25 protein-coding genes are annotated in these 19,391 nt (G+C 76.0%); 12 read left to right on the top strand and 13 right to left on the bottom strand.

The window, feature by feature from the left end:
* Position 1: 1 nt before the first annotated feature.
* Both ACI79Q_RS02490 and ACI79Q_RS02485 read right to left on the bottom strand, forming a co-directional pair.
* On the bottom strand, positions 2-856 hold the full coding sequence (locus ACI79Q_RS02490) for an ABC transporter permease (RefSeq protein WP_456588192.1): 855 nt from the start codon (positions 854-856) through the stop codon (positions 2-4).
* Entirely contained in the window at positions 853-1,731 is an 879-nt protein-coding gene (locus ACI79Q_RS02485; RefSeq protein ID WP_456588191.1) for an ABC transporter ATP-binding protein, read from the bottom strand. The genes ACI79Q_RS02490 and ACI79Q_RS02485 overlap by 4 nt, the downstream gene beginning before the upstream one ends.
* Positions 1,732-1,921: 190 nt before the next feature.
* Between ACI79Q_RS02485 and ACI79Q_RS02480 the strand changes: the two genes are divergently transcribed.
* Entirely contained in the window at positions 1,922-2,080 is a 159-nt protein-coding gene (locus tag ACI79Q_RS02480; protein WP_456614080.1) for a hypothetical protein, read from the top strand.
* On the opposite strand, the gene cobA is transcribed toward ACI79Q_RS02480, so the two are convergent.
* Together cobA and cobC are read right to left on the bottom strand one after the other, a co-directional pair.
* Positions 2,077-3,300 carry a uroporphyrinogen-III C-methyltransferase gene (gene cobA / locus ACI79Q_RS02475; protein WP_456614079.1) on the bottom strand — a complete coding sequence of 408 codons (1,224 nt, stop codon included), beginning with the start codon at positions 3,298-3,300 and terminating at the stop codon, positions 2,077-2,079. The genes ACI79Q_RS02480 and cobA overlap by 4 nt on opposite strands.
* An 11-nt stretch (positions 3,301-3,311) precedes the next feature.
* Positions 3,312-4,430 (bottom strand): Rv2231c family pyridoxal phosphate-dependent protein CobC, encoded by a 1,119-nt coding sequence (cobC, locus tag ACI79Q_RS02470; RefSeq protein WP_456614078.1) that lies wholly within the window; start codon positions 4,428-4,430, stop codon positions 3,312-3,314.
* Between the two features lie 63 nt (positions 4,431-4,493).
* On the opposite strand from cobC, the gene ACI79Q_RS02465 reads away from it, so the two are divergent.
* From ACI79Q_RS02465 to ACI79Q_RS02450, 4 genes are all read left to right on the top strand, one after another.
* Positions 4,494-4,958: a hypothetical protein gene (locus ACI79Q_RS02465; RefSeq protein ID WP_456599039.1), complete on the top strand. Its 465-nt coding sequence runs from the start codon at positions 4,494-4,496 to the stop codon at positions 4,956-4,958.
* Positions 4,955-5,248: a transcriptional regulator gene (locus ACI79Q_RS02460; RefSeq protein WP_456599040.1), complete on the top strand. Its 294-nt coding sequence runs from the start codon at positions 4,955-4,957 to the stop codon at positions 5,246-5,248. Before ACI79Q_RS02465 ends, ACI79Q_RS02460 begins: the two co-directional genes overlap by 4 nt.
* 139 nt (positions 5,249-5,387) lie before the next feature.
* Positions 5,388-6,452 (top strand): AbrB family transcriptional regulator, encoded by a 1,065-nt coding sequence (locus ACI79Q_RS02455; protein ID WP_456614077.1) that lies wholly within the window; start codon positions 5,388-5,390, stop codon positions 6,450-6,452.
* 146 nt (positions 6,453-6,598) lie between these two features.
* Positions 6,599-6,814, top strand: a complete 216-nt coding sequence (locus tag ACI79Q_RS02450) for a hypothetical protein (RefSeq protein WP_456588184.1) — start codon at positions 6,599-6,601, stop codon at positions 6,812-6,814.
* Positions 6,815-6,822: 8 nt separating this feature from the next.
* Here the strand turns inward: ACI79Q_RS02450 and ACI79Q_RS02445 are convergent, their stop codons facing one another.
* Complete coding sequence (locus tag ACI79Q_RS02445; RefSeq protein ID WP_456588183.1) at positions 6,823-7,332, bottom strand: type II toxin-antitoxin system PemK/MazF family toxin; 510 nt, start codon at positions 7,330-7,332, stop codon at positions 6,823-6,825.
* Positions 7,333-7,516: 184 nt separating this feature from the next.
* On the opposite strand from ACI79Q_RS02445, the gene ACI79Q_RS02440 reads away from it, so the two are divergent.
* Positions 7,517-7,714, top strand: coding sequence for a hypothetical protein (locus ACI79Q_RS02440; RefSeq protein WP_456588182.1), 198 nt, complete (start codon positions 7,517-7,519; stop codon positions 7,712-7,714).
* A 21-nt stretch (positions 7,715-7,735) separates the two neighbouring features.
* On the opposite strand, the gene ACI79Q_RS02435 is transcribed toward ACI79Q_RS02440, so the two are convergent.
* Entirely contained in the window at positions 7,736-8,161 is a 426-nt protein-coding gene (locus ACI79Q_RS02435; protein WP_456612559.1) for a VOC family protein, read from the bottom strand.
* Positions 8,162-8,202: 41 nt separating this feature from the next.
* Positions 8,203-8,826 (bottom strand): MSMEG_1061 family FMN-dependent PPOX-type flavoprotein, encoded by a 624-nt coding sequence (locus tag ACI79Q_RS02430; RefSeq protein ID WP_456588180.1) that lies wholly within the window; start codon positions 8,824-8,826, stop codon positions 8,203-8,205.
* Between the two features lie 40 nt (positions 8,827-8,866).
* Here ACI79Q_RS02430 and ACI79Q_RS02425 point away from each other — a divergent pair, with 40 nt between their 5' ends.
* Complete coding sequence (locus tag ACI79Q_RS02425) at positions 8,867-9,256, top strand: acyl-CoA thioesterase (protein WP_456588179.1); 390 nt, start codon at positions 8,867-8,869, stop codon at positions 9,254-9,256.
* On the opposite strand, the gene ACI79Q_RS02420 is transcribed toward ACI79Q_RS02425, so the two are convergent.
* The 5 genes from ACI79Q_RS02420 to ACI79Q_RS02400 form a co-directional block, all read right to left on the bottom strand.
* A complete protein-coding gene (locus ACI79Q_RS02420; protein ID WP_456614076.1) occupies positions 9,243-10,745 on the bottom strand; it encodes a cobyric acid synthase in 1,503 nt (500 codons plus the stop codon). The genes ACI79Q_RS02425 and ACI79Q_RS02420 overlap by 14 nt on opposite strands.
* Complete coding sequence (locus ACI79Q_RS02415; protein WP_456588177.1) at positions 10,742-11,407, bottom strand: lysophospholipid acyltransferase family protein; 666 nt, start codon at positions 11,405-11,407, stop codon at positions 10,742-10,744. The genes ACI79Q_RS02420 and ACI79Q_RS02415 overlap by 4 nt, the downstream gene beginning before the upstream one ends.
* Positions 11,408-11,529: 122 nt before the next feature.
* Entirely contained in the window at positions 11,530-12,243 is a 714-nt protein-coding gene (locus ACI79Q_RS02410) for an ANTAR domain-containing protein (RefSeq protein WP_456614075.1), read from the bottom strand.
* Between the two features lie 147 nt (positions 12,244-12,390).
* Positions 12,391-13,839, bottom strand: coding sequence for a MocR-like transcription factor YczR (yczR, locus tag ACI79Q_RS02405; RefSeq protein WP_456612563.1), 1,449 nt, complete (start codon positions 13,837-13,839; stop codon positions 12,391-12,393).
* Between the two features lie 250 nt (positions 13,840-14,089).
* Positions 14,090-15,034, bottom strand: coding sequence for a cobalamin biosynthesis protein (locus ACI79Q_RS02400; RefSeq protein WP_456588174.1), 945 nt, complete (start codon positions 15,032-15,034; stop codon positions 14,090-14,092).
* Between the two features lie 63 nt (positions 15,035-15,097).
* Here ACI79Q_RS02400 and def point away from each other — a divergent pair, with 63 nt between their 5' ends.
* The 5 genes from def (at position 15,098) to ACI79Q_RS02375 (ending at position 18,480) form a co-directional block, all read left to right on the top strand.
* Positions 15,098-15,655 carry a peptide deformylase gene (gene def, locus ACI79Q_RS02395; protein ID WP_456588173.1) on the top strand — a complete coding sequence of 186 codons (558 nt, stop codon included), beginning with the start codon at positions 15,098-15,100 and terminating at the stop codon, positions 15,653-15,655.
* Positions 15,656-15,745: 90 nt separating this feature from the next.
* On the top strand, positions 15,746-16,240 hold the full coding sequence (locus ACI79Q_RS02390) for an FBP domain-containing protein (protein WP_456588172.1): 495 nt from the start codon (positions 15,746-15,748) through the stop codon (positions 16,238-16,240).
* A 52-nt stretch (positions 16,241-16,292) separates the two neighbouring features.
* Positions 16,293-17,471, top strand: coding sequence for a glucose-1-phosphate adenylyltransferase family protein (locus tag ACI79Q_RS02385; RefSeq protein ID WP_456588171.1), 1,179 nt, complete (start codon positions 16,293-16,295; stop codon positions 17,469-17,471).
* Between the two features lie 43 nt (positions 17,472-17,514).
* Entirely contained in the window at positions 17,515-17,844 is a 330-nt protein-coding gene (locus tag ACI79Q_RS02380; RefSeq protein ID WP_456588170.1) for a tetratricopeptide repeat protein, read from the top strand.
* Between the two features lie 120 nt (positions 17,845-17,964).
* Entirely contained in the window at positions 17,965-18,480 is a 516-nt protein-coding gene (locus ACI79Q_RS02375) for an FKBP-type peptidyl-prolyl cis-trans isomerase (RefSeq protein ID WP_456612565.1), read from the top strand.
* Positions 18,481-18,787: 307 nt separating this feature from the next.
* On the opposite strand, the gene ACI79Q_RS02370 is transcribed toward ACI79Q_RS02375, so the two are convergent.
* Positions 18,788-19,339 (bottom strand): histidine phosphatase family protein, encoded by a 552-nt coding sequence (locus ACI79Q_RS02370; RefSeq protein ID WP_456588168.1) that lies wholly within the window; start codon positions 19,337-19,339, stop codon positions 18,788-18,790.
* Positions 19,340-19,391: the final 52 nt, after the last annotated feature.

Genomic DNA, 19,391 nt, shown 5'->3' with positions numbered 1-19,391 from the left:
ATCAGCGCACCCACTGCAGGGTGGCCTCCCGGGCCGCCTGCACCTGCGACCCGGACTGCCGGCGCGCCATCCGGCGCAGCACCCGGGGGGTGACCAGCGCGCCGAACACGGCCCAGGCGGCCAGGACCACGACGGTGAGGCCGGTGCGCCACGAGTCGCCGAGCTCGAGGGTCGCCGCCGCGTCGGGGAGGAACGCCGAGCGCAACCCCAGGCCGATCCAGTAGATCGGGAAGACCTGCGCCACGGCCTGCACCCACCCCCACATCAGCGTGATCGGGAAGAAGATCCCCGAGATCGCCGTGAGGACCAGTACCGGCAGCATGCCCCAGCTGCCCACCTTCTGCGTGCTCGGCACGACCGCCCCCAGGATCATGCCCAGCGGCAGCGTGGCCAGCAGCCCGAGCACGACCACCCAGGCGACGGTGAGCCACCCCGACGCGCCGCCGTGCATAAGCCCGTCGAAGAGCAGGAAACTCGGCACCAGCACGGTCAGCAGCGACGGGAACAGCGAGAGGGAGTGGTAGGTCAGCTGCCCGGTCACGTACCCCGGCATGCCGTGGGGGAGCGCCTTGTGCCGCAGCAACGTGCCGTCCTCGCGCTCCATGGCCAGCGCGAAGGCCGGACCGATCACCACACCGAAGGCCAGCAGCGCGCCGAGGATGCTGGGCAGCGCGTACGTCGGGTACATCAGCCCGGTGCCCTCGAGCTCGTTGTCCCGGTTGAACCAGAGGTAGAGCAAGGTGCCGACGGCGGTGAACAGGTAGAAGCCCTGGTCCTGCGGGCTGCGCAGGCTCAGGACGAACTCCGTCCAGCCCCGCTGGAGCCCCAGACCGATCGCGTGCCGGGTGGCGTTCATCGGGTGACCTCCTCCAGGACCGGGTCGGCCGGGCGGCCGGACTCGAAGCGCTGCACCATCGCCAGGTAGGTGTCCTCGAGGCTGGCGCGGCGGACCTCGAGGTCGGTGAGCCGGTCGCCGTGCTCCTCGAACAGCCGGCGGACGAAGGGGACGACGTCGTCGGTGGGGTGCACGTAGCGTTCCGCGCCGCAGGCCCAGCGCACCTCCGCCGTGCCGGCGACCTGGCGGGTGAGCTCGTCGGCGCTGCCGGCGGCGACGATCCGGCCGTGGGCCAGGATGAGGATCCGGTCGGCCAGCTTCTCCGCCTCGGCCAGGTCGTGGGTGGTGAGCAGGATGCTCGTGCCCTCCAGGTCGGACAGCCGGTGCACCAGCTCGTGGAAGTCCCGCCGCGCCTGCGGGTCGAAGCCGGCCGTGGGTTCGTCGAGGAAGAGCAGCTCGGGCCGGCCGATGATGCCGACGGCCACGTCGAGCCGCCGGCGCTGGCCGCCGGAGAGGGTGCCGATCTTGCGGTCGGCGTGCTCGTCGAGGCCGACGGTGGCGATGAGCTCGTCGACGTCGTACGGGCGCCGGCGCTCGGGTGTCGAGTAGGGCGTGAAGTAGCCGCCGAGCTGGGTGAGCAGCCGGCGCGGCGTCCAGCGGGCGTGGTCGCGCCAGGACTGCAGCACCACGCCCACCCGGGCCCGCCACGCGTCGCCCGCGGTGGCCGGGTTCTCCCCCAGCACCCGGACCTCCCCGGCCGAGGGCAGCCGGAAGCCCTCCAGGATCTCGATCGTCGTGGTCTTGCCGGCCCCGTTGGGGCCGAGCAGGCAGACGACCTCGCCGGGGTGGACCTCGAGGTCGACGCCGGAGAGGACTTCCTGCTCGCCGTAGGTCATCCGTAGCCCGCTGGTCCGGACGACCGGTTCACCTGCCGTGTCCCGCTGAGGACCCATACCGCCACACCCCTGTGCGCTCGTCGGTGCGGCCGATAGTAGGAGTACTACATCGAGAGCACAAGTGCATACGGAACGGCGGTGGCTCTCACGCCGCGTAGCGACTCACGTGCGAGTCGTAGCGACCCCCCGCGTGGACGAACGGATCCGCCACCGCGCCCGGAGCGCGCTCAGCGGGCATCCTGCGGAGGCCGACGCCGCGCTGGCCACCTGCGGCGGTGAGTTCGACGACGCTGCGGGGACCAGCACGGAGAACACCGTGGTGTTCGCGACGGTGGCCGACGGCTCCTAGGTGGCAGCGGTGAGCCCGGCCACCTCACCGACGACCCAGACCGCCGGGGGGCGGACTGCGTGCTCGGTGAGGGTGGCCGGGAGGTCGGCCAGGGTGGTGCGCAGCGACCGCTGGGTGGGGGTGGAGCCGTCGGTGACGACCGCGACGGGGGTGTCGGGTGCGCGGCCGTGCTCGACGAGGGCGGCGGCGATGGCGGGGGCGGTGTCGACGCCCATGAGGACGACGAGGGTGCCGCGCAGTGCGCCGAGGGCGGCCCAGTCGACCAGTGACTGGGGGTGGCCGGGGGGCAGGTGGCCGGAGACGACGACGAATTCGTGGGTGAGGCCGCGGTGGGTGACCGGGATGCCGGCGAGGGCGGGGACGGCGACGGCGCTGGTGATGCCGGGCACGACCTCGACGGGGATGCCGGCGTCGGTGCAGGCCTGGACCTCTTCGAAGCCGCGGCCGAAGACGAAGGGGTCGCCGCCCTTGAGACGGACGACGCGGCGGCCGGCGCGGGCGTGGGTGATCAGCAGGTCGTTGATGGTCTCCTGGGCCATCGAGCGGCCGCGCGGCAGCTTGGAGGCGTCGACGACCTCGACCTCGGGGGGGAGCGAGGCGAGCAGTGGCTGGGGGCCGAGGTGGTCGGCGACGACGACGTCGGCGGTGGCCAGCGCCTGCCGGCCGCGCACGGTGATCAGCCCCGGATCACCCGGGCCGCCACCCACCAGCACCACGCTTCCCGCGGGGGTCGGGCGTGCGGCGCGGTCGCGGATGCTGCCGTCGGTCAGCCCGGCGACGATCGCGTCCCGCACCCCGATCGCCCGCTGCGGGTCCCCGCCGCCGTGCACGCCCACCACCAGGTCGCCCTGCCGGCCGATCGCCGGGGTCCAGACGCTGGAGGCGGCGCGGTCGTCGGCGCGGGCGCAGAAGATGCGGGCGCGCTCGGCCTCCTCGGCCACGGCCGCGTTGACCGCCGGGTCGTCGGTGGCGGCGACGGCGTACCAGGCGCCGTCGAGATCCCCGGGCCGGTAGGGCCGTCGGTGCCAGGTCGTGCTGCCGGCCGCGGCGAGCGACTCGAGCGCCGGGGTGACCTCCGGGCTGACCACCGTGACGCGGGCCCGGGCCTCCAGCAGACCGGCGACGCGCCGGTGGGCGACCCGGCCGCCGCCGACGACGACGACCGGCCGGTCGCGCAGCCGCAGGCCGACCGGGTAGACCGTGCCCGACTCGGGGGGCACCGGGGTGGCGTTCAGCGGATCTCCTCGGGGATGCGGGGGGCGGTTCCGGGGGCGGAGCCGGGCCCGTGCGTCCCCGCCAGGATCCCAGCGAGCGTTCCGGCGAACGCGCGCGAGGTCTGCGGATCCCGCACCGCGACCCGGAGGTGGTCGGTCGTGAGGCCCGGGAAGGTGTCGCCGCGGCGCACCGCCCAGCCGGCGTCCCGCAGCGCGGCGCGCACCCGCGCGCCGTCGGGCACGCGCAGGAGGACGAACGAGGAACGGGGCTCGGCGACCACCTCGACCGGTGCCGGCAGCGCAGTGAGCAGCGCCTCCCGGTGGGCGACCAGTTCGACGGCCGCGGCGCCGGCCTCGGCGCGCGCGGCCGGGGTGCTGCAGGCCACCAGTGCGGCGAGCGCGGGCGTGCTGACCGGCCACGGTGGCTGCTGGGCGGCCATCGCCGCGATCAGCTCCCGTGGCCCGAGGGCGTAGCCGACCCGCACCCCGGCCAGGCCCCAGGTCTTGGTCAGGCTGCGCACCACGAGGAGCCCGGGCAGGTCCGTGCGCCCGGCGAGGGACTCCGGCTCGCCGGGGACCGTGTCCGCGAATGCCTCGTCGACCAGGACGATCCGTCCCGGTCGGGTCAGGGCGGCCAGGTCGCCGGCCGGGTGCAGCACCGACGTCGGGTTGGTCGGGTTGCCCAGGACGACGAGGTCCGCGTCGTCGGGGATCGCGGCGGGGTCGAGCCGGTAACCGTCGGCGGGGGAGAGCAGGTGCCGGCTGACCGGGTGCCCGGCGGCCCGCAGCGCCGCCTCCGGCTCGGTGAAGGACGGGTGGACGACGACGGCGCGCCGGGGCCGCAGAGCGCGGGCCAGCAGCACGAACGCCTCGGCGGCGCCCGCGGTGAGCAGCACCTCGGCGGGGGCGCGACCGTGTGCGGCGGCGACCGCCGTCCGCGCGCGGGTGCCGTCGGGGTAGGCGGCGCTGTCGTCCAGCGCGCCGCGCAGGACGTCGGTCAGCCAGGCCGGTGGCGTGCCGGCCCGCACGTTCACGGCGAGGTCGACCAGGCCGGGCGCCAGCTCGGCGTCCCCGTGGTGGCGCAGATCGGTCACGTCTCCTCTTCGCGGTCGTCGGGCGGACCGCCATGAGACCACGGCCGTGTAACGGTCGCGTGGCGCGACTTGACGGATCGGAAAGCGACGAGCAGCCTTTCCGACATGGAAAGCGACGAGCGTGCGACGGATGCGACGAGGGCGGCGGCGGAGCTCGCCACCCTCCGGGCCCAGCGCGTGGCGCTGGCCGAACGGGTGGTCCAGCCCTGGTGGTACGACGTGCTCCTCGGCGTGCTCGTCTTCGCCTTCCTGGGCAGCTACGCGACCCACAACTGGTGGCTGATCGGCGGCGCGGGGCTGGTGTTCCTCGCCGGCTGCTGGGGGCTGGTGACCGTCTACCGGAGGCTCACCGGCATGTGGGTCAACGGCATGCGGCCCGGTCCGACCCAGCGGGCGACGACGGTCTGGTTCTGGTGCTGCGTCAGCTGGGTGGTCGCCGCGTGCCTCGACGCCTTCCTCGACCTGCCGGAGCTGCTGCTCGGGGTGTCGGCGGCCTGCGGCGTCGCCGTCGCGCTGGTGAGCCGGTGGTGGACGCGCATCTACGCCGCCGAGCTCCGCGGCGAGTTGTGACCGCCGTCGAACCGCGCTTCGACCCGGTCGTGCACGCCCCGCCGCGGCTGCAGGTGTGCGGGCTGCTCGCCGTCGTCGACACGATGGACTTCGCCGCCGTCCGCGAGCAGGTCGGCGTCAGCGACTCGGTCCTCTCCAAGCACGTCAAGCAGCTGGAGGCGGCCGGGTACGTGACGGTCCGCAAGGTCACCCGCGCGTCCCGGGTGCGCACCAGCCTGGCCCTGACCCCGGCCGGCCGGGCGGCCTTCGACGCCCACGTCGCCGAACTGCGGCGGATCACCGGCGGCTGAGTCCGCCCTCGGGGCGGTGCGCCCGACTTCCCGTGCGGAGCGCCCTCGCTGCCGGGTCGCCGGCGGCCGACCACCCGCGCGTGGCCAGCGGCACACCGGCAGAGTGTGCGCCGGCGGCGGAACGGGGAGCGGGGGGCTGGTGCGGGGCGGACGGGGTGCGACGCTGCTCGACGCGGCCGTCGTCGTCGGCGGAGCCGTCGCGCTCGGCCTGCTGCTGGGCCTGGCCGGCCTGCCGTCGCCCGCGCTGTTCGGGGGCCTGGTCGCCGGGCTGGTCCGCGCGCTCGCGGTACCTGCACCGGCACGGGTCCCTGAGCGGCTCGGGACCGCCGGGCAGGCGGTCGTCGGCGTCTCCATGGGCGCCCTGGTCGACCTCGGCACGCTGCGGGCGGTGGCCGCCGACTGGCTCCCGGTCCTCCTGGTCACCGTCGGGACGCTCGTGCTGAGCCTGCTGGCCGGGCTCGCCCTGCGGCTGCACCGGGGGGTCAGTCCGGTCACGGGGGCGTTCGCCATGATCGCCGGTGGCGCCTCCGGCATCGTGGTGATGGCCCGCGATCTGGGAGCCGACGAGCGGATGGTCGCGGTGCTCCAGTACCTGCGGGTGCTGCTCATCGTCCTGCTCATGCCGGTGGTCGCCACCACCGCCTACGGCGCCACCGCGGGAGCCGGGCTCACCCCCGGCGACGCCGGGGGGCCGGGCTGGCCCGCCGGGCTGGCGTTCACCGCCTCCTGCTCGCTCGTGGGGCTGGTCGGGGGCCGGCTGCTCCGGGTCCCCGTCGCCGCGCTGCTGGGCCCGCTGGTCGCCGCCGCGGTCGCCGACCTGACCGGCCTCTCCGGTGGTGCGGGGGTGCCCGCCCTCGTCGAGAGCGCGGCCTTCCTCGTGATCGGCCTGCAGGTCGGCATCAGCTTCACCCGCGGGAGCCTGCGTGCCATCGGCCGCGCCCTGCCGCTGGCGCTGGCGATCATGCTGGCCCTGGTGCTGGCGTGCGCCGGGCTGGGCGGGCTGCTGGCCGCCGCCACCGGGGCCACCGCGCTCGAGGGCTACCTGGCCACCACGCCCGGTGGGCTCTACGCGGTGCTGGCCACCGCCCGGGACTCGGGCGCCGACACCACCTTCGTCCTCGCCGTCCAGGTGATCCGGCTGTTCGTCATGCTCTTCAGCGCCCCACTGGTGGCGCGCCGGCTCCGGCGCAGACCCCCGGGCTGAGCGACCCGGCCACCGGGCTGCCGGGGGGCGGGGGACCTGACGGGCGGGCCGGACGCGCCTACCCTCGTGGACCGGCGCACGAGCGGGAGGAGAGGGACCTGTCCGAGGAGAACGCGGCCACGACCGGGGCCGACGCCGACGACGCGGTGCTGCTGTTCGTCGGTGGTCCGCTCGACGGCCGGGTGCAGATCCGGGAGGCCCGGCACGGTGACCCGCTGCCGACGGTGACCCACGTCCACCTCCACGGCGGGCCGAAGGTCGTGCACCGCTACGACCTGGAGCCGATCGGCGACGGCCTCGGCGTCTACAACCTGCGGCCGCCGGTGCGGCGGCCCGCGCGGGACGAGTCGGTCGCGGACTGACCCCCGCCTCACCAGCCCTGCACGCGGCGGGCCTCGGCCACGACGCGGTCGAAGCGGCTGCGGTCCAGCGCGGCGCCCTCCCGGCGGACCGTCCCGGGATCGAGCACCAGCAGCCGGTCCAGCCGCACCTCGCTCGCCCGCCCTCGCGGGTCCCAGGCGCCGGTGCCGATGTCGGTCCACGACCGGCCGTGCCGGGCCTCGTCGGCGGCGTCCCGGTCGTGGTCGCGGCTGGTCAGCATCAGACCGAGGAGGTCCTCGCCCCGCCGGCCGATGATCAGCACCGGTCGGTCCTTGCCCCGGCCGTCGTCCTCCTCGAAGGGCACCCAGGCCCAGACGATCTCCCCGGGATCGGGACGGTCGTCGTCGAACGGCCGGTACTCCACGTCCGGCGCGCCGGCCGGCCGCGGGCTCCCCGGCGGCGCGGGCCGCCCGCGGGCGGGGGAACGGCTGCTGCGCAGCAGGTGCAGCACGCGGCCCGCGGTGTGCGCCGCCGTCCGCCCGAGCCGGAACCTGGCCATGACCGCACCGTACGGAGGGGTGGCCGCGACGGCATCGTGCGCCCCGGCGAGGACACAGGAGCATCACCGTGTGTCACACGTGACACATCGGCACCATCTGGTCACCGTGGGGGTTGGCGGTGTCGATACGGGGGCACGATGGGCGCACGGGAGCGTGGCGGCGCCCCCGGGAGAAGGGGGGCTCATGACTTCGGCCGAACCGGCGCGCCCGGCGCTCCCACGCGCACGGGAGGTGCAGGCGAGCGTGCTCGCCGCCTTCCAGTTGGTGGAGGACGCCCGCTACCTGGGCTCCAGTCGCAGACGCCGCCGCCTTCGGGTGCGCGCCGTGGCCGAGCGGGCCGTCGCCGACCGGAAGCTCGCCCGCGACCTGCGCGCCGGCTGAGCACCCAGGGGGAGTGCCTCCTCAGGTGAGGCAGAACTCGTTGCCCTGCGGGTCGGCCATCGTCACCCATGCGAACGGGCCCTGCTGGCCGCGCCACAGCTCCGTGGCACCCAGCCCGGCGAGCCGGGCCACCTCCTCCTCCCGCCGCTCGGGCGCGACCCGGACGTCGAGGTGCAGCCGGTTCTTGACGGCCTTCGGCTCGGGGACGAGCTGGAACAGCACGCGCGGGCGGCCCGGCTCCGTCGAGGTGATCGCGGCGCCTGCCTTCCACACCAGTGCGCCACGGTGCGTGGTGGTGTCCGACCCGGCGGCGGCGCCGGTCTCGACCATCCGGCGGATGAAGGCCTCGTCCTGGGGTTCCACCCGCCAGCCCAGCGCCTCGGCCCACCAGTCGGCGAGCTCATGCGGGGCGGACGAGTCGACCACGACCTGCACGTCGAAGGACATGGCCGCAGGTTAGGGCGCCGCACCGACAGAACCCGCCGGCGTCAGAGCTCCAGCGCCAGGTCCGCCCGGATCACCGCGTCGTCGGTGGGGATGGTGGTGTCCCGGCAGTGCTCGCGCATCACCTCGCCGAACGGCGCGAAGGCCGAGCGGTCCACCCGCTGCTCCGGGTCCCACAGGCCCGAGCGCATGACCGACTTCGGGCACTGGAAGTAGGCGCGCTCCACCTGGACCACCAGCACCGACAGCGGTGCCCGGCCGAACTCGGTGAGGTCGAGATCCAGCGACCCGGGGTCCACCAGCGACGTCGTCCCGTAGACCCGCAGCGTCTCGTCGAAGCCGGGGACGAAGAACATCAGCGCGGCCCTCGGGTTGGCCACCAGGTTGCGCAGGCTGTCGACCCGGTTGTTGCCGCTCCGGTCCGGCAGCGCCAGCCGGTGCTCGTCGAGCACGTGCACGAAGCCGGGCGCGCCGCCCCGCGGGGAGACGTCGGGCCAGCCGTCGGGCGAGGCGGTGGCCAGCGTGGCGAACGGGCTCAGCGCGATGAAGTCGCGGCAGTAGCCGTCCAGCGCGCCGATCACCTTGTTCAGCACCCGTGGAGACGCCTCCCGGTACCCGGCGAGCACGACGGCGTCGGAGGGCGGGGTGGCGGGCGTCTCGGGGTGCACGCCCAGACGGTATCGGCCCGTGCGGCTAGCGTGGCGACCCGTGCCCGAGGTCTGGAGTTCCCCCGTCCGCTACGTCGAGTGCGACCAGCAGGGCGTCGTCTTCAACGCCCACTACCTGACGTGGGCCGACGAGGCGTCGAACGGGTGGTGGGCCGCGCAGGGGTTCGCGTGGGACGAGCTGGTCGCCCGCGGCATCGACCCGGTGGTCAAGGCCACCGCGCTCGAGTGGACGTCGTCGGCCCGCTGGGGCGACACCGTCGCCGTGGACGCCGAGACGGAGAAGGTCGGCCGCACCAGCGTGTCGGTGCGGTTCACCGTGCGCGTCGGCGACCGGGTCTGCTGCGTGGTGCGCACCACCTACGTCTCCGTCACCGACGGCCGCGCCACCCCCTGGCCGGACGACGTGCGGGCCCGCCTCAGCGAGGGCTGAACCCGGCGCCCGGCGGCAGCATCGGCAGGTCGGCGGGCGGTCCTGCCTCGATCAGCCGCCACAGCGCGTCGGTGTCGGCGTGCTCGGCGACCAGGTCGCCCAGCCGGTCCAGCCGGGCCTCCCGCACCGCCGCGAAGTCGGTGTCCGGGGAGGGGACGAAGCGGCGGCCGGTGATCCGGGCGACCTCGACGAGGAAGGCCCGGCGGAAGCCGTCGTTCTCCAGCGCGCCGTGCCAGGTCGTCCCGAAGACCGATCCCGCGCGGGCCCCGTCGAGGAACGGCTCGGCGTCGCCGTCGACGGTCACGACCCCGTGGTGGATCTCGTAGCCGTGCACCGTCTCGCCCAGCGCGGACCCCACCGGGCGGGCCAGCGTCTTCTCCCGGGCGAACCGGACGGCGGCGGGCAGCAGGCCCAGCCCGGTCACGGTGCCCGCCCGGGACTCCACCTCGTCGGTGATCGACCGGGCCAGCATCTGGTGGCCGCCGCAGATGCCGAGCACCGGAGTCCCCTCCGCCGCCCGGCGCAGCACGGCGTCGGCGAGCCCGGTCGCGCGCAGCCAGGCCAGGTCGGCGACGGTCGCGCGCGTCCCGGGCAGCACGACCAGATCGGCGTCGGCGAGCTCCTCGGGCCGGGTCGCGTACCGCACGAGCACACCGGGCTCGGCGGCCAGCGCGTCGAGGTCGGTGAAGTTCGACAGCCGGGGCAGCCGGGCGACCGAGACGCGCAGGGCGTCGTCGCCGACCGGTGGCGAGGCGGCGGACGCGGCGGGCACGTTCAGCGAGTCCTCGACGTCCAGCTCCAGGCCGGAGAGCCAGGGCAGGACGCCGAGCGTCGGCCGCCCGGTGAGCGCGGTCAGCTGGTCCAGCCCGGGCCGCAGCAGCCGCACGTCGCCGCGGAACTTGTTCACCAGGAACCCGGCGACCAGCCGCTGGTCCGACGCCGGCATCAGCGCCACGGTGCCGTGCAGGGCGGCGAAGACGCCGCCCCGGTCGATGTCGCCCACGACGACCACGGGCAGGCCGGCGGCGGTGGCCAGGCCCATGTTGGCGATGTCGTCGGGCCGTAGGTTGATCTCGGTGGGGGAGCCGGCGCCCTCGCAGACGACGACGTCGTACCGCGACCGCAGGTCCGCGAGCGACTCGAGCACCTGCTCGAGCAGCGCCGCCTTCATCGGCCGGTACGACAGCGCGGTCACGTCGGCCACGGGCCGGCCGAGCACGACCACCTGGCTGGAGTTCTCCCCGCCCGGCTTGAGCAGCACCGGGTTCATGGCCGCCTCCGGCTCGACCCGCGCCGCCGCCGCCTGCATCACCTGGGCGCGGCCGATCTCGGCCCCGTCGAGGGTGACCATGGAGTTGTTGCTCATGTTCTGCGCCTTGAACGGCGCCACCGACACCCCCTGGCGCACCAGCCAGCGGCAGATGCCGGCGGTGACCACCGACTTGCCGGCGTCCGAGGTCGTGCCGGCGACGAGCAGCCCTCCGCTCACGCCGCCTCGCGCGGGGCGTCCCAGCCGGCCTTCTCCTGCCCGGAGAGGTCGGCGATCGCCAGCATGATCCGATCGGTGACCTCGCGGCGGGCCCGGTTGCGGTTCGCCTGGCCGGCCAGCTCGGGAAAGGTCAGCGGCTCGCCGAAGGTGATCGCGATGCGGTGCGGGCGTGGCCAGCGCGCACCCACCGGCTGCACCTTGTCGGTGCCGCGCACCGCGACCGGGACGACGGGGCAGTCGGCGGTGAGCGCGAGCCAGGCGACCCCGGTCTTGCCGCGGGCCAGCCGGCCGTCCTTGGACCGGGTGCCCTCCGGGTAGAGGCCGAAGGCGGTGCCGCCCCGCAGGATGCCGAGTGCGGTGTCCAGGGCGGCCTGCGCGGCCCGGTGGGTCTCCCGCTCGACCGGGTGGGCCCCCAGCGCGGTGAACAGCGTGCGGGTGAGCCACCCGCCGACTCCCCGGCCGGTGAAGTACTCGGCCTTGGCCAGGTAGGCCACCCGGCGCGGGGCGGCCAGCGGGATGGCGATGCTGTCGATGAAGGACAGGTGGTTGCTGGCGAGGATGACCGGCCGGTCGAGCGGCACGTTCTCGCGCCCGGTGATCTGCGGCCGGCACATGAGGAAGAACAGCGGGCGCAGCACGAATCGGGCCAGGACGTAGAACATCGCAGGCTCTCCCTCCTCGGCGGCCCGGGGGCCGCGACCCCGGACACCACGGGCTGCCCGCGATCCTGCCGGAACCCGCCCGGCGGCGGGACGGCGGCTCCGGCGAGGGCCCGGCCGGGCGGCTACCCCGGGGGGCAGGCGTCCCGGAGGATGAGGCGCACGTCCTCGGGCAGCCGGCCGTGCCCCGTGGCCGAGGCGGTGATGGCCTGGGCCACGTCCCGGACCTTCCGGTGCGTGTGGCTGGAGATGTGCGACAGCAGGTCGAACGCGACCTGCTCGGTGCAGCCGGTGAGCACCATGAGGATGCCCTTGGCCTGCTCGATGACCGCGCGGCTGGCCATGGCCGCCCGGAGCTGCTGGACCTCGGCCCGGAGGATCTCGGCGCCGGTGGGCCCGGGCACCGGTGGCCGGGAGCCGGTGAGGTCGACGCAGATGCCCTCCACCGCGCGCACGCCGCCCGCGTCGTCCCGGTCGGGCTCGCCGACCAGCAGCACCTGTCGCGGTGGACGTGCCGGGTGCACGACGCGGGTCTCGACCGCGAACGGCCGGCCGGCCCCGCAGGCCGAGAGGGCGGCGAGCACCCGCCCGGCGTCGTCGGGGTGCTGGACGCCGATCAGCGCCTCGGTGCAGGGCGCGGTGGCCGTGGCGTCCAGGCCGAGCAGGTCGTGCATCTCCGGGGACCACCACCAGCTCCCGGTGTGCCGGTCGAACCGGTAGCGGCCGGCGATCGCCGGCACCGGGGTGGGGTGCCGGGTGATGGTGCGGCGCGGTTCCCGGCCCCGGTCGAGCGGGGGGCGGGTGGCCGGAGGGGTGCGGGCGGGCGCCGGTGACGACATGGTCGACCTCCTCGGCGGAGGCGTGCCGGTGCCGGCAGACCCCCGGGCACCGGCTGTTCGACACCCGGGCGCCCCGGCTCCGACGGGCCGGGCCTCCCGATGCCAGGACCGTACGTCGACGCGGCGCTCCCCGCACCGGCACGCGCCTCAGACCACGGTGAGCGGGCGCGGTGGCGAGGCGGCGGGGCTGGTGCGGCGCACCGCCGAGTCGAGCCGGGCCAGCACGCCGACGGCGGCCCGCAGCCGCTCCGGGGGCAGGGTGAAGGGCAGGCGGAGGTGGTCGTCGAAGGCGTGACCGGTGCCGAACGCCCGCCCCTCGGCGAGCAGCAGCCCGAGCTCGGCGGCGGCTGAGGTCAGCTCGGCGGAGCTGGTCCCGGGCGGCAGCCGGCACCAGGCGGAGAGGCCGCCGGCGGGCACCGGCGCGCTCCAGTCGGGCAGCTGCCGGGCCAGCTCGGCCAGGAGGACGTCGCGCCGCTCCCGGAGCTGCACCCGCCGGTGCCCGAGGACCTCGTCGAGCTGCTGCACCAGGACGGTGGCGGCCAGCTGGTCGAGCACCCCGACCGACAGCTGCCGCCTGGCCAGCGCCTCGCCCAGCCGGGCGGCGAGGCTCGCCTCCGTCCGCAGCCAGCCGATGCGCAGGCCGCCCCACACCGCCTTGGAGAGGCCGCCGACGGTCACCACCGCGGCGTCGGGGACCCCGGCGGCGTACGGCGGCGCGGCCGGGCCGTCCAGCTGCAGGCCCGTGGCCACCTCGTCGACCAGGGTCACGATCCCGTGCTGCCAGAGCGTGGCGGCCAGCCGCCGGCGCCCGGTCGCCGACAGCCCGGCGCCGGTGGGGTTGTGGCAGTCGGGCATCAGGTAGGCCAGCCGGGGGCTGCTCTGCCGGGCGACCAGCTGGGCCGTCCCGACCAGCGCGTCGGGCTCGGCCGGATCGACCACCGCGGGCACGCAGCGCCCGCCGGCCGCCGCGACCAGGCCCACCGCGCCGGGGTACGTCGGGTGCTCGACGAGCACCCGGTCGCCGGGCTCCAGCAGCGTCCCCAGGACGAGCGCGGCCGCATCGCCGACGCCCGCGGTGATCACCACCTGGTCGGCGTCGGTGGCCAGCCCGCGGGAGGTGAACCACCCGGCGACCGCCGCGCGCAGGCCGGGCAGCCCGCTGGGCGCGTAGCCGTGGGCGGGCAGGTGCGCCGGCAGCTCGCCGAACGCCCGCTCGTAGGCCGGCAGCAGCTGGGGGGCCGCCTCCGGTGCGGCGTGCGCCAGGTCGAGCACCCCGGGGGTGGTTCTCGGCGGCGACCAGCCGGTCCGGACGTCGGGGAGCGCGGTCACGGTGCCCGATCCGTGCCGGGTCCGGGCGAACCCCTCCTCGCGGAGCACCCGGTAGGCCGACGCCACGGTGACGCGGCTGACGTCCAGCTCGGCGGCGAGCTCCCGTTCGGCGGGGAGCCGGGTGCCGACGGGCAGCGAGCCGGCGGTCAGCAGCTCCCGGACCCGCCGGGCGACCCCGGCGTACCGCGGAGCGGGCAACCCGTCGGGCGGCCCGATGAGAGTGGCGAGCTCGCGAGCGCCGGTGGACTTCTCTGCTCCGGGTGGCATGCGGGCCACCATGCCGGATTGGCCTGGAATGTGCCAGCAACGACCGTGCCACTGTGCTCGGCATGGATGCAGGTGGTGTCGTCGCGATGGTGCTCGTTCTCCTGGGGCTGGGGTACCTGTCGGTGTCCACGCTCCTCGTCACGGTGCGGGGTGGCCGCGGGCCGGGGGACCCGCCGGCCAGCCATCCCCGGGTCGACCCGGCCGGCTTCCCGGTGCCGCCACGCCCGCGTGACGTCGCGCACCGGCGCCGTCAGCCGCGGAGCCGGCGCGCCAGCACCGCCGCGACCGCCGCCGCGGTCCACACCGCGCGGGAGAGGGTCACGGCCCGGGAGATGTCCGCGGTTCCCGGCGGCCGGCCGTCGCCCAGCGCCGGCCGGTCCTCCACCCGGCTGCCGTAGACGTTGCGCCCGCCCAGCCGCAGGCCGAGGGCGCCGGCGAGCGAGGCCTCGCAGCGCCCCGAGTTGGGGCTGGGGTGCGCGGCGCCGTCGCGGCGCCAGACGCGCAGCGCTCCGGCCGCGGACCCGCCCACCAGGGGGGCGCACCCGACCGTCAGGGCCGCGGTCAGCCGGGCGGGCGCCCAGTTGGCGACGTCGTCGGCCCGGGCGGCGGCCCAGCCGAAGCGGCCGTACCGCGCCGACCGGTGGCCCACCATCGCGTCGAGGGTGTTCACCGCCCGGTAGCCCAGCAACCCCGGCAGCCCGGCCACCGCACCCCAGAACAGCGGGGCGACGGCGGCGTCGGAGGTGTTCTCCGCCACCGACTCCACCGTCGCACGCGCGAGCTCCGCCGCCGCCAGCCCGCTCGGGTCGCGCCCGGCCAGGCCGGGCAGCGTGGCCCGGGCGGTGGGGAGGTCGTCGGCTGCCAGGGCCACGTGCATCCGCCCGGCCACCCGGGCCAGCGACGTGCCGCCCAGCACCGTCCACGTCGCGGCCGCCGTCGCCGCCGTGCGCAGCGCCGGGCGGGAGCGGGTGACGCGATCGGCCGCCACCCCGAGCGCGGTGGCGCCGCCCACGAGCACGGCCCAGTGGCCGGCACCCGCGGCGCGGGAGTCCCGCCACACCCGGCGCTCCAGCGCGGCGGCGGCGCGCCCGAAACCGGCCACCGGATGCCCCCGCCGCGGATCGGCGAGCGCGAGGTCGGCCAGCGCGCCGAGCGCCAGCCCCAGCGCGGTCGCGGCATCGGGGCTGGGGCGCACCGCGCCATCGTGCCAAGGCCCCGGCGGGCGCCCGCCCGCGGTGGTCCTCCCTAGGATCGCCGCATGCGCCTGTTCGGCCGTTACGACGGCGTCGCCCGGCCGATCGTCACCTACGGCAGCAACCCGGTGCTGCACCGCAGGTGCACCGAGGTGACCGTCTTCGACGACGCGCTGCGGCGGCTGGTGCTCGACATGTTCGCCAGCATGGAGGCCGCCGACGGTGTCGGGCTGGCCGCCAACCAGATCGGCGTGGACGCGCGGGTCTTCGTCATCGACTGCCCGGACGCCGACGGGGAGGACGTCGTGGGCTACGTCGTCAACCCCGCCCTGACCGTCCTCCAGCCGGTCGGGGACGAGCCGGCCGAGGAGATCACCGAGGAGGGCTGCCTGTCGGTGCCCGGCCCCTACGCCGAGCTGCCGCGCGCCTTCCGGGCGCGGGTCGACGGCGTCGACCTGCACGGCGACCCGATGGCCATCGAGGCGACCGGCATGGCCGCCCGCTGCCTGCAGCACGAGGTCGACCACCTCGACGGCACCGTGTACGTCGACCGGCTCCCGGCGGAGCATCGGGAACGGCTGCTGGCCGAGGCGGCCGGTCCCGGTGGTGAGCTCCCCGCCTGACCGCGGTGCGGAAAACCGGGTGAGCCCGCCGGGCGGATGACCGATGATCGTCCGTCGGCACCCGCACCACCACGAGACGAGGCACCACCGGTGACACCCCTGACCGAGGCCGAGATCCGGCGCTCGTTCGTCAACTGCTCACGCGGCGAGGCGAAGACCCTCACCCTGCCCAGGGACTTCGGCGAGCTGGACTGGAGCGAGCAGGTCGTGCTCGGCTGGCGCGACCCGAAGGCGCCGCTGCGCGGGTACCTGGTGGCGCAGGTCGACGACGAGACCGTCGGGATCGCCGTCCGGGCCGCCGAGAGCCGCATGTCCAGCCGGACGACGGCGATGTGCCTGCTCTGCCAGACCGCGCAGCCGGGCGACGGCGTCTCCCTGTTCACCGCCCGGCGCACCGGCGACGCCGGGCGCAACGGCAACACCGTGGGCACCTACATCTGCGCGGACCTGCGGTGCTCCGCGCGGGTGCGGACCGAGATCCCGCCGTGGCTGCAGGAGCGCGACCCCGACGAGGTCGTCGCCGAGCGGTCCTGGGAGCTGGAGGAGCGGGTGCGCGGCTTCCTCGAGTCGGTGCGCCGCCCGTAGTCGCCGGGCACGCCCGCGGGTGGGTGTGCCCGCGGCGGGGTAGCCAGCCGCCATGGCGCTCCCGCGAATCCTCGTCCTCGTGCTGGCCGGCGGCGCCGGAGGCCGCCTCGAGCTGCTGACGGAACGGCGGGCGAAGCCGGCCGTGCCCTTCGCCGGGGTCTACCGGCTCATCGACTTCCCGCTGAGCAACTGCCAGAACTCGCAGATCCCCGACGTCTGGGTGTCCATCCAGTTCCACCCCACGTCGCTGCACGACCACCTGTCCAACGGCCGCCCCTGGGACCTCGACCGGACGGCCGGCGGGCTGCTCACCCTTCCCCCGTACAAGGGCACCGAGCGCGGCGGGTGGAACACCGGCACCGCGGACTCCCTGTGGCGGCACGCCGACCTGATCCGGGACTTCGACGCGGACGCGCTGGTCGTCGTCAGCGCCGACGCCGTCTACAAGCTCGACTACCGCGAGGTGGCCGAGGCGCACCTGGGCTCCGGTGCGGAGGTGACGATGGTGACCACCGAGGTGGCCCCGGACGACGCGTCGCGCTACGGGATCGTCGAGGTAGGGGAGGGCGACCGGGTGAGCGGGTACGCGTACAAGCCCGACGAGCCGGCGACGACGACGGCGACCAACGAGGTGTTCGTCTTCTCCCCGGCCCCCACGCTGGACCGGCTGGAGGCGCTGAGCGACCAGGTCGGGGAGGAGGGGCTGGAGGACCTCGGCACCCACCTGCTGCCGGCGATGACGGCCGACGGGCTGGCACGCGCCTTCCCCCTCCAGGGCTACTGGCGCGACGTCGGCACCATCCCGGCCTACTGGGAGGCGCACCGGGAGTTCATCGCCGCGGAGCCGCCGCTGGACCTCGACGCGCCGCGGTGGCCGGTGCACACCCGCGGTGGGCGGCACAGCGCCGCGCGGGTGCTCAGCGAGGCGCACGTCGAGGACAGCCTGATCTCCGGCGGCACCCGCGTCGGCGGGGAGGTCCGCGGCTCGGTCCTCTCGCCGGGCGTGGTGATCGAGGCCGGGGCCACCGTCGTCGACTCGGTGCTCCTCCCCGGTGTCCGGGTGCGCTCGGGGGCGACGGTGACCCGGTCGGTGCTCGACGACGGCGTCGACGTCGGGCGGGGGGCGTCGATCGGCGGGGACGGCGAGATCACCCTGGTGGGCCGGGCGGCGCGGGTCGCCGACGGCAGCGAGCTGGCCGCGGGCGCCCGCTTCCCCGAACCGGAGGGCTGAGCCCCGCGGGAAGCTGCCGCCGTGCGGGCGCGTTGGCGGGAGCATGCGTCAGCCGAGCGAGTTCGACCTGCACTCGGAGTTCCTCCGCGCCGACCTCCTGCTGAACATGGGGCAGGCCGACGCGGCCGTCCGCATCCTGCGGCCGGTCGTCGACGCCGAGCCGCGCAACGAGGCGGCGCTGGAGCTGCTGGCGCGGGCCTACTACGGCTCGGCGCAGCTGCGGTCGGCCGAGGAGGCGCTCGCCCGCCTGGTGGAGCTGGCGCCGAGCAACGGCTGGGCCCGCCGGGCCCTGGCGCGCACGCTGGAGCGGCAGAGCCGGCGGGACGAGGCGGCCGTGCACCACCGGGTGGCCGACGCCTTCGGCGCCGCCTGACCGCGCCCCGGGGCGGACCGGGCGTTCTGGGACGATGACCGCGGGGCCGTCGTGGCCCCCGTCCGCCCGGGCAGCGCCGTCCCGGTCCCGATCCGAGCCGCCGCTCGTCCAGGAGTCCTCATGCCCCGCCGCACCGTTCCCGGCACCCTGCTCGCCCTGGCCCTCGCCGCCGTCCTGACCGCCTGCGGCGGGGACGACGGGACCGGCTCGTCGACCGGCGACCCCGCGGTGGTGATCGCCGAGGAGATCACCACCGACCTCACGCAGGCGCCTGACGTGCCCGCCTCGGACGCGCCCGCGCCGACCGAGCTCGCCGTCGAGGACGTGGTGGTCGGGCAAGGGGTGGAGGCCACCGAGGGCACCGCCGTCGCGGTGAAGTACGTGGGCGCGTTCTACGAGACCGGCGAGGAGTTCGACTCCTCCTGGAGCCGCGGAGCGGACGAGACGCTGCCGGTCACCCTGGGCGCGGGCCAGGTGATCCCGGGCTTCGACCAGGGGATCACCGGCATGCATGTCGGTGGCCGGCGGGTCATCGTCATCCCCAGCGAGCTGGGCTACGGCGAGCAGGACCGCGGACCCATCCCGGGCGGCTCGACGCTGGTCTTCGTGGTCGACCTGGTGGAGCTCGCTGCCTGACGCGACCGTGCCGTTCGGCGTGCAGGGCGTGACGCCACGCCGCGTCGGGCCGGCGCGTCGCCGTCGGCCGCATCGGGCCGGTCGGCGGCGGGCACCGGGTCCTGCATGAGCATCCTCGGGAAGCTGATGGGAACGGCGCAGAGCGCGACGCGGGGCGGCCGCGGCATGGGCCGCAGGACGTCGGCGAGCAGAGGCACCGGGCGTGGCCGCTCGGCCTCCTCCGGCGGTGGCATCGGGCGCCTCGTGCAGGGATTCCTCCGCCGTCGCTGAGCGGGGACGACGGCCCGGCCGCGCGGCCGGGCCGTCCTCACTCGCAGATCTCCAGCCGGGTCACCGAGCCGTTGTGCGGGGTGATCGCGGGCATCGCGTCGGGCCCCAGCCCGGCCGCCACGGCCTGCACCGCGCGGATCGTGTCCCCGTGGGTCACCAGCGCGACCACGTCGGCCGGGGGCTCGGCGCACAGCTGCGTGAGGTAGGCCGCCACCCGCGCGTGCAGCTCGGCCAGGCTCTCGCCGCCCTCGGCGGACCAGTGGGCGTCGGACCAGTCGACGACGTCCCACAGCTCCCGGGACGGCCGGCCCTCCAGGACGCCGTAGCCCTGCTCGCGCAGCGCCGGGGTGGTGCTGAAGGGCAGCCCCGTGGCGCGGGCGCAGTACTCGGCGGTCTGCACGGCGCGGAGCAGGTCGCTGGAGAGCAGCGCGCCCGGCCGCAGGCCGGCGAGCTCGGCGGCGGCCGCCTCGGCCTGCGTGTGGCCCAGCGGCGTCAGGGGCACGTGGGCCACCTGCCCCTGCATGCGGCCGGCGGCGTTCCACTCGCTCTGCCCGTGGCGCACGAGCAGCAGGGTGACGGGTCGGGCCATGGCAAGGAGGCAGCGTAGGGCAGGGGTTCGCGGGCCCGCACGCCGCGCCTCG

This window comes from Blastococcus sp. SYSU DS0828 (assembly GCF_054050975.1).
Note: the sequence above shows the minus strand (reverse complement) of the source record. Positions and strands in the feature narration are given on the sequence as shown.

Bases quoted from the DNA above. Each gene is read 5' to 3' on its own strand.
- ACI79Q_RS02490 (WP_456588192.1), bottom strand. From the start codon at position 856: ATGAACGCCACCCGGCACGCGATCGGTCTGGGGCTCCAGCGGGGCTGG.
- ACI79Q_RS02485 (WP_456588191.1), bottom strand. From the start codon at position 1,731: ATGACCTACGGCGAGCAGGAAGTCCTCTCCGGCGTCGACCTCGAGGTC.
- ACI79Q_RS02465 (WP_456599039.1), top strand. From the start codon at position 4,494: ATGGAAAGCGACGAGCGTGCGACGGATGCGACGAGGGCGGCGGCGGAG.
- ACI79Q_RS02445 (WP_456588183.1), bottom strand. From the start codon at position 7,332: ATGGCCAGGTTCCGGCTCGGGCGGACGGCGGCGCACACCGCGGGCCGC.
- ACI79Q_RS02440 (WP_456588182.1), top strand. From the start codon at position 7,517: ATGACTTCGGCCGAACCGGCGCGCCCGGCGCTCCCACGCGCACGGGAG.
- ACI79Q_RS02435 (WP_456612559.1), bottom strand. From the start codon at position 8,161: ATGTCCTTCGACGTGCAGGTCGTGGTCGACTCGTCCGCCCCGCATGAG.
- ACI79Q_RS02415 (WP_456588177.1), bottom strand. From the start codon at position 11,407: ATGTTCTACGTCCTGGCCCGATTCGTGCTGCGCCCGCTGTTCTTCCTC.
- ACI79Q_RS02410 (WP_456614075.1), bottom strand. From the start codon at position 12,243: ATGTCGTCACCGGCGCCCGCCCGCACCCCTCCGGCCACCCGCCCCCCG.
- yczR (WP_456612563.1), bottom strand. From the start codon at position 13,839: ATGCCACCCGGAGCAGAGAAGTCCACCGGCGCTCGCGAGCTCGCCACT.
- def (WP_456588173.1), top strand. From the start codon at position 15,098: ATGCGCCTGTTCGGCCGTTACGACGGCGTCGCCCGGCCGATCGTCACC.
- ACI79Q_RS02385 (WP_456588171.1), top strand. From the start codon at position 16,293: ATGGCGCTCCCGCGAATCCTCGTCCTCGTGCTGGCCGGCGGCGCCGGA.
- ACI79Q_RS02380 (WP_456588170.1), top strand. From the start codon at position 17,515: ATGCGTCAGCCGAGCGAGTTCGACCTGCACTCGGAGTTCCTCCGCGCC.
- ACI79Q_RS02375 (WP_456612565.1), top strand. From the start codon at position 17,965: ATGCCCCGCCGCACCGTTCCCGGCACCCTGCTCGCCCTGGCCCTCGCC.
- ACI79Q_RS02370 (WP_456588168.1), bottom strand. From the start codon at position 19,339: ATGGCCCGACCCGTCACCCTGCTGCTCGTGCGCCACGGGCAGAGCGAG.